At 70.5% G+C, this 6,869-nt stretch carries 3 protein-coding genes and 1 pseudogene; 2 read left to right on the top strand and 2 right to left on the bottom strand.

Features of this window, described 5'->3' with window-relative positions; all coding sequences use genetic code 11:
- Positions 1-596: pseudogene (locus tag DQP58_RS25495) on the bottom strand (type VII secretion-associated protein); the annotation flags it as partial.
- Positions 593-4,243, bottom strand: coding sequence for a type VII secretion protein EccCa (eccCa, locus tag DQP58_RS25490; protein ID WP_112710856.1), 3,651 nt, complete (start codon positions 4,241-4,243; stop codon positions 593-595). The pseudogene DQP58_RS25495 and the gene eccCa, both read right to left, overlap by 4 nt.
- Before the next feature lie 160 nt (positions 4,244-4,403).
- On the opposite strand from eccCa, the gene eccD reads away from it, so the two are divergent.
- Positions 4,404-5,786, top strand: coding sequence for a type VII secretion integral membrane protein EccD (gene eccD / locus DQP58_RS25485; protein ID WP_165827956.1), 1,383 nt, complete (start codon positions 4,404-4,406; stop codon positions 5,784-5,786).
- Positions 5,783-6,869, top strand: a 1,087-nt coding sequence (gene mycP, locus DQP58_RS25480; RefSeq protein ID WP_112710857.1) for a type VII secretion-associated serine protease mycosin, incomplete at its 3' end; no start/stop codon positions are given. The genes eccD and mycP, both read left to right, overlap by 4 nt.

Here is a 6,869-nt window from a genome sequence, read left to right as displayed (position 1 = left end):
TGAGTGTTCGGGCTTTCCGTTCCGGTTTCGCGCACCGCGTCGGCGATCAGCGTCGCCAGCGCCGACGCACCGGTGACGGTGCTCGGCGTGTCGATCAGCACGGCCGCGGGAGCCAACCCGGTGACGATGCCCGCGACGTCGCGGGCGACGGACTTTGGTTCGGCATTGCGCGGTACGGCGGTGACCTCGCTGGTGGTGATCGCCACCAGTCGCTCGGCGATTTCGACCACCACGGTCGCGTCCGGCGCGGCGCCGGATGCCTGCATCAGCAGCGACGACCGCGCCCGCGTCCGGACTTCGCCCGCCACCGCGGCACCGGCAGCGTGCACCACGCCCACGCGCGCGGGCGACCACCACGACGGATGCACGACCACCAGCGCGTCGCAGTGCCCGCGGATTGCCGATCGCAGCGCGGTTTCCCACAGCGCGTCGACGGCCACCGGGCGCTCTCCCGCCAGCGCCACCCGGTCGTCTATTGCATCCAGCGCGGCCCGCACGGTGTCGAACGACTCGGCGTCGACGACGGTGCTTGTGGCGCAACATAATCGGCGGATCGTGCCCGGGCCGGCTTCAACGATCGCGGGATGCTCTTTCATGGCGGGCTCCAGGCGACCTGGACAAGTTCTTCGTCACCGGCGCGAGTGGTCAGCACGCCACGGCCCGGCGGCAATCTCAGCGGCTGACTGGAACCGAACGACCCGCCGTCGCCCGGGCATCCGCTCATCATCAGCGTCGTGCAACCGAGGTCGCGCAGGCTCGCCAGCAGTGGCTCGAACATCGCGCGCTCGAGGCCGCCGCTGCGGCGGGCAATGACCAGATGCAATCCCAGATCCGCCGCGTACGGCAAGAATTCGACGATCGGCCCCAGGAGGTTGCCCGCCGGGGTGGCGACCAGGTCGTAGTCGTCGACGATGACATAGAGCTGCGGTCCGGACCACCAGGTGGCACTGCGCAATTGGGCCTGGCTGGCGTCGGGCGGCGGCATCCGCGTCCGAAGCGACTCGAGCAGGCTTTGCAGCGATACGGCCAGGGCGGCGGGTGACATCGCGTAGCCGTCGAGATGTTCCGATTCAACGACACCGAGCAGGGTGCGGCGAAAGTCGACGACCAACAGCCGGGCTTGCGTGGGCGTGCTCGTCCGCACGATCTCTCGGCATAACGTCCGTAGCGTGGCGGTCTTGCCGCACTCGTTGTCGCCTAGCACGAGCAGATGCGGCACTCGCACGAAATCAATTGCCCATAAGTCTAATTCCCGCTCCCGCAGACCCAACACCATCGGCGCGCCCGGATCGGGGTTCGATCCGCGAACGATATCCTCGCGATCCACCTGCAGGGGCAGTAGCGGTATCGGCGGGGCGACCGACGCGCCGGCGGGGACCTCGGCGATGGGCGCGGCGACCACCATCTGCAGGCCCTCGGGGGAAAGACCGCGGCCCGGCCTGTCGCGCGGCACATGCTGCGCGGCCCGGCGGTCGATCTCGGAGTCGGCCGGGTCGCCCAGCCGTAACTCGATGCGGGTGCCGATCTGGTCCCGCAGTGAAGGCCGGACCTCGGCCCACCGCGTCACCGACAACACCAGGTGCACGCCGAACGAAAGCCCGTGGGCCGCCAGCGCGATGATCGGCTCCTCCAGCGCTTCGAATTCTTGGCGCACGCTCGCCCAGCCGTCGATGACGAGGAACACGTCGCCGAACCGATCGCCGCTCATGCGCCCGAGGCGGTATTGGGCGATCGAGGCGATGCCCTGCTCCCGAAACAGCGCTTCCCGGCGACGAATGACCGACTCGCATTCTGCGACTATCCGGCCGGCCAGCCGGGGATCCGCGCGTCCGGCGACCGCGCCCACATGGGGCAGCGCGTGCACCGTCGACAGGGGCCCGCCACCGAAATCCAGGCAGTAGAACTGCACCTGCCCGGGATCGTGCGTGGCGGCCAAGGCGGTGATGAGCGTGCGCAGCGCGGTCGACTTTCCCGCCTGGGGCGCACCGACGACGGCCACATGGCCTGCGGCCCCGGACAAATCGACGATCAGCGGTGTCCGGCACTGATCGAAGGGGCGATCGACGCTGCCGATGGGCACCGTCAGGCGTCGCGGCATGCGGCCGGCGTCGGCCAGCACGGTCTGCAGCGCCGGCGCCGGTCCGAGTGGGGGCAGCCAAACCCGGTGCGCGGGCGGGCCGTGGCCGGACAACCGGTCCAGGACGGCGTGCGAGATGCTCCTTTCGGGCATTTTCCTCGCCGCGACGGCCCGGGCGACGGCGCCGGTGACCCCGGTGCTGAACACCCGCACGCAACCGGCCGCCGCGACGGACACCCGAGCCGGCGTTGCCCTGGGCAGCGGCGCCGAAACGGAGGCGGCCTGGAAGCGAATCGGTTCGCCGCCGCTCACTCGCAGGAGGCCGCCGCCGGGGGCGCTCGGCAATCGGTACGCGTCGAGGTTGCCCAAAAGGGCTTGGGATTCGGCGGCCGACAGCGTCTTCAGGCAGAGTCGATACGAGAGGTGGGCGTCCAGCCCGCGTAGCCGGCCCTCATCGAGGCGCTGACTGGCCAGCAGCAGGTGCACGCCGAGCGACCGGCCCAGACGGCCGATGGCGACGAACGTGTCGGCGAAATCGGGGTGCTGGCTGAGCAATTCGGAGAACTCGTCGACGATGACGAACAGCGTGGGCAGCGCGGGCAACGCCGCACCAGCGGCCCGCACGCGCTCGTATGCGGTGACGCTGACGCAACCCGCCGTCCGCAGCACTTCCTGGCGGCGGTTCATCTCGCCGGCCAGGGCCTCGCGCATCCGGGCCACCAGCGGCGCGTCGTCGGCCAGGTTGGTGATCACCGCGGCCACATGCGGGGCGCTCGCATAGTCGAGAAATGTTGCGCCGCCCTTGAAGTCGACAAGCAGCAGGTTCAGCGCCTCGGGCGAATTGTGGGCCATCATGCCAAGCGCGATGGTCCGCAGCAGCTCCGACTTGCCCGACCCGGTGGCGCCGATGCACAGCCCATGCGGGCCCATCCCCCCTTCGGCCGGCTCCTTGATGTCCAACTCGATAGGCGCACCCTGCGCGGTGATTCCGATCGGTACGCGCAGGCGGTCGCGGTGGCGTTGCCCGCGCCACAGCGTGGCCGGGTCGAAACGATCAGGATCGGAAAGCCCCGCCAGCTCCGGCCAATTGGGGCCCGCACCCCTCGGGCGGTCCGGGTGCCGCTGGTACCCGGCCAGCCGGCGGGCGCAAACCAGCGCGTCGGTGGGCGACATCTGGTCGGGGCACCATGCCGGCGCCGGTGGGGCCGGCGCCGGCATGCTCAGCGGTGCGCCCTCGCGGGCGTTACCCACGCCGAGGATGGTCGCGCCGACGATGGGGTCGGTGCCGTCGGCCAGATCGGTGACCACAACCATGTCGGGTCCTTGCACCGCGGCGAGCGCGCGCCGTGCCTGCGCACCACCCGAATAGACCATCCTCGCCGGGCCCGCCGCGTCGACATCGGTCGGATGTCGGTTGTGCGGCAGCCATTTCAACCAGTCCCAGCGCTCGCGGTGCTCATCGTCGATGGCGGCCGCGATGAGAACTTGATCGGGTGCGTGCAGCACCGCGAGCTGGCACACAATGGCCCGCAGTAACCCGCGCGCCTCGGCCGGGTCGCCGTCGATCCGCACCACTGCCCCGCCCCGAAGGTCGATCACGACCGGAGCGCGGATCGTCGCGTGGGCCTCCAGGAAGCGCCGTAGCGCCAGCGCGGTGACCGGATCTCGATGCTCCGGCGGCGGAAGCGACGGCGCGACCAATCGGCGAGCAAGTGGCTGGGGGCCAACGCCCACGCGCACGAGGCCGTATTCGGCACCGTCCGGTCGCCGCTCCCACATCCGCGGACCGCCGATCAAGGTCCACAGCGTGCCGGGATCGGGATGGTCCCGGATCAACGAGTGATGCTGTGTCGCGGCAATTTCGGATACGAACCGGTTCAGCCTGTTCAGGTAGTCGAGGTATTGGTCGCGGTCGGCGTCGATGCCACCACCGCGACGGCGGGTGCCACCGGTCAGCCCCGTCAGCAGGGTCGAAACCAGCATCATGGCGGGAAATGCCAGAAACATGGGAGCGCGGGCCGGACCGTTCCCGGCACTGAGCACGGCGGCCATCAGGCCCATGCACACCAGGGACAGCCCCACCGGAAGTAGCCGCGGCAACAAGCCCGATGTCGCCGCGGACGGGAGGTCCGGCGGTGCGTCAACAACGATCTCCGCGGCCGGCATCCCCGACACCGCCGGCAAACTCTGAGTCACCTCATCCCCTTCCCGGTGCGACGACGGTAGGTAGCACCGACATCGACGACAAGTCACCTGTGGACAGCCGGACACCGGCGCGATCGAACCCGGTTATGTTTCTGCCTCAGTCCGACCGGAGGGTTCGCCGTTGCCTGCAATCGATACCGGGCTGCGACGCGTCTGCGTGCATTGGGAGACCGCAGCCGTCGATGTTGTCCTGCCCGCCGAAACCCCTGTCGCCGTGTTGCTTCCGTCGATCGTCGACCTCCTCGGTGTCGATTGTCTCGACGGCGAAGCCGTGCGCTACCGCCTGTCGCCGCCCGCGGCGGCCGGCTTGGATCCGTCGATGACGCTGGCCCAGCACGGCATCGCTGACGGTGCGACTTTGATGCTGAGCAGAAGCACCACGCCGTTGCCCGGCCCCCGTTACTTCGATGTGGCGGACGCCGTCGCGGCCGCACTGGACCAGGCCACCGAGCCGCACCATGAATCGTTGCACCGGCGCGCGGTCCGCCTGATCGGCGCGGCGGCGGCGACGCTCCTGGCGGCGGTCGGAGGGCTGGTAATCCTGCGTAATGCGCTGGGCGGCGGCGGGAGCCGCGATGCGGCCACGACCGCCGTATTGCTCGCGTCCGGTGCCCTCACCCTCGGGCTGGCGACCATGGCGCACCGCGGCTATGGGGACCGGACCGCCGGGCTGGCGCTGAGCGCGATCGCCACCGCGTTTGCCGGGCTCGCCGGTTTCGTGGCGGTGCCGGGTGCGCCCGGCGTTCCCCACGTCTTGCTGGCCGCAGCGGCGGCCGGGGTCACCTCGGTGGCGGCGCTGCGCATATCGGGTTGCAGCACAGTCACTTTGACGGCCATCTCGTGCTGTACGGTGGTGATCGCGCTGGCGGCGTTGGCGGGTGTGATCGGCGGGGCGCCATTGTGCGCCATCGCCTCGGCGGCGGGGCTGGTGTCGCTGAGCCTGCTCTCGGCGGCGCCGCGCGCATCGATCGCGCTGGCGGGGTTGGCGCCCAGCCCGGGGACGTCCGAGGTGACGAAGACCGACCCGAGCGACGCGGGCGTGCGCCGCCAAGCGGTTCGCGCCGAGGGCTGGTTGACGGGGCTGCTGGCCGGGTTGTCGGTATCGGCCGCCCTGGGGGCGATCGCCACCGTGCTCGCCGGAGCACCGCGCCTGTCGTGCACGGCGTTCGGCACCCTCACCGCCGCGCTGTTGCTGCTGCGCTCTCCGTCCACCGACATCAGACGAACGCTGGTGTACGCGATCAGCGGAATCGTGATCGCCGCAACGACATTCGGCGTCACCGCCGCGCGTGCGGCGGTGCACGTTCCCTGGGTCGCGGCAGCAACAACGGTGTCGGTCTTGGTGGCGATGTATTTCGGGTTCGTCGCCCAGGCGCGGCCCGCCTCGGCCGTCGTGCGCCGCAGTGTCGGACAACTGGAATGGCTGGCGCTGGCCGCAATGGTTCCCTTGACCTGCTGGATATGTGGACTCTACGGCGCGGTCCGCGGTGTGAGCCTCCGATGATGAGTCCGCTCGCCGGCCGGCTGCTGACCGTGTCGACGCTGACGCTGGCGATCGCCCTCGGAAGCCCGACGGCACAGGCTGTTTCGCCCCCGGACGTCGACGACAGGTGGTTGCCCACGCCGGCGCGGCCGGCGTCCCCGTGGCCGACCGCGCAACGCGAGGTTTGCGCCGCGCTGACTGCCGACTCGGGACCGGGCCGCAACCGGCCGGCGAATCTCGGTGACCTGTCGGCGGTCTGGCAACTCAGCCGCGGCGCCGGACAGCGGGTCGCGGTCATCGACACCGGCATCTCGCGTCATCGGAGACTGCCCGATGTGGTGCCCGGGGGTGACTACGTATCCACCGGCGACGGCACGCAGGATTGCGATGCGCACGGCACCCTGGTAGCCGGAATCATCGCGGCCACAGCGGATTCCAAATCCGACAGTTTCAGCGGGGTGGCACCGGAGGCCACGTTGATCAGCATTCGCCAGTCCAGTGCGAAATTCGCCCCGACCGGCGACCGGTCCCGGATCGGGGTCGGCGACGTCGACACCATGGCGAGGGCCGTCCGGACGGCCGCCGACCTGGGGGCCTCGGTGATCAACATTTCGTCGGTGGCGTGCACACCGGCGGCCCAACCGCCCGATGACCGCGCGTTGGGTGCCGCACTGGCTTACGCCGTCGACGTCAAGAACGCCGTCGTCGTGGCCGCGGCGGGCAACACCGGCGGCACCGGACAGTGCCCGCCCCAACGTGGCGATGCCACCTGGCAGACCCTCACGGTGACCGTCAGTCCGGCCTGGTACGACGACTACGTGCTGACCGTCGGGTCGGTGAAGGCCGACGGGACGCCCTCGCCGTTCACCCTGGCCGGTCCCTGGGTGGACGTCGCCGCGCCGGGTGAGGCGGTGACGTCACTCGCGCCGGAGCCGGTGTCCGGCACCAGCTATGCCGCCCCGATGGTCAGCGGGGTGGCCGCGCTGATCCGCGCTCGCTTCCCGGCGCTGACCGCCCGCCAGGTGATGCAGCGCATCAAAGCGACGGCACGTCATCCACCCGCGGGGTGGGATCCCCTCGTCGGCAACGGCACCATCGACCCGC

Source organism: Mycobacterium colombiense (genome assembly GCF_003284975.1).
Classification (GTDB): Bacteria; Actinomycetota; Actinomycetes; order Mycobacteriales; family Mycobacteriaceae; genus Mycobacterium; species Mycobacterium europaeum_A.
Note: the sequence above shows the minus strand (reverse complement) of the source record. Positions and strands in the feature narration are given on the sequence as shown.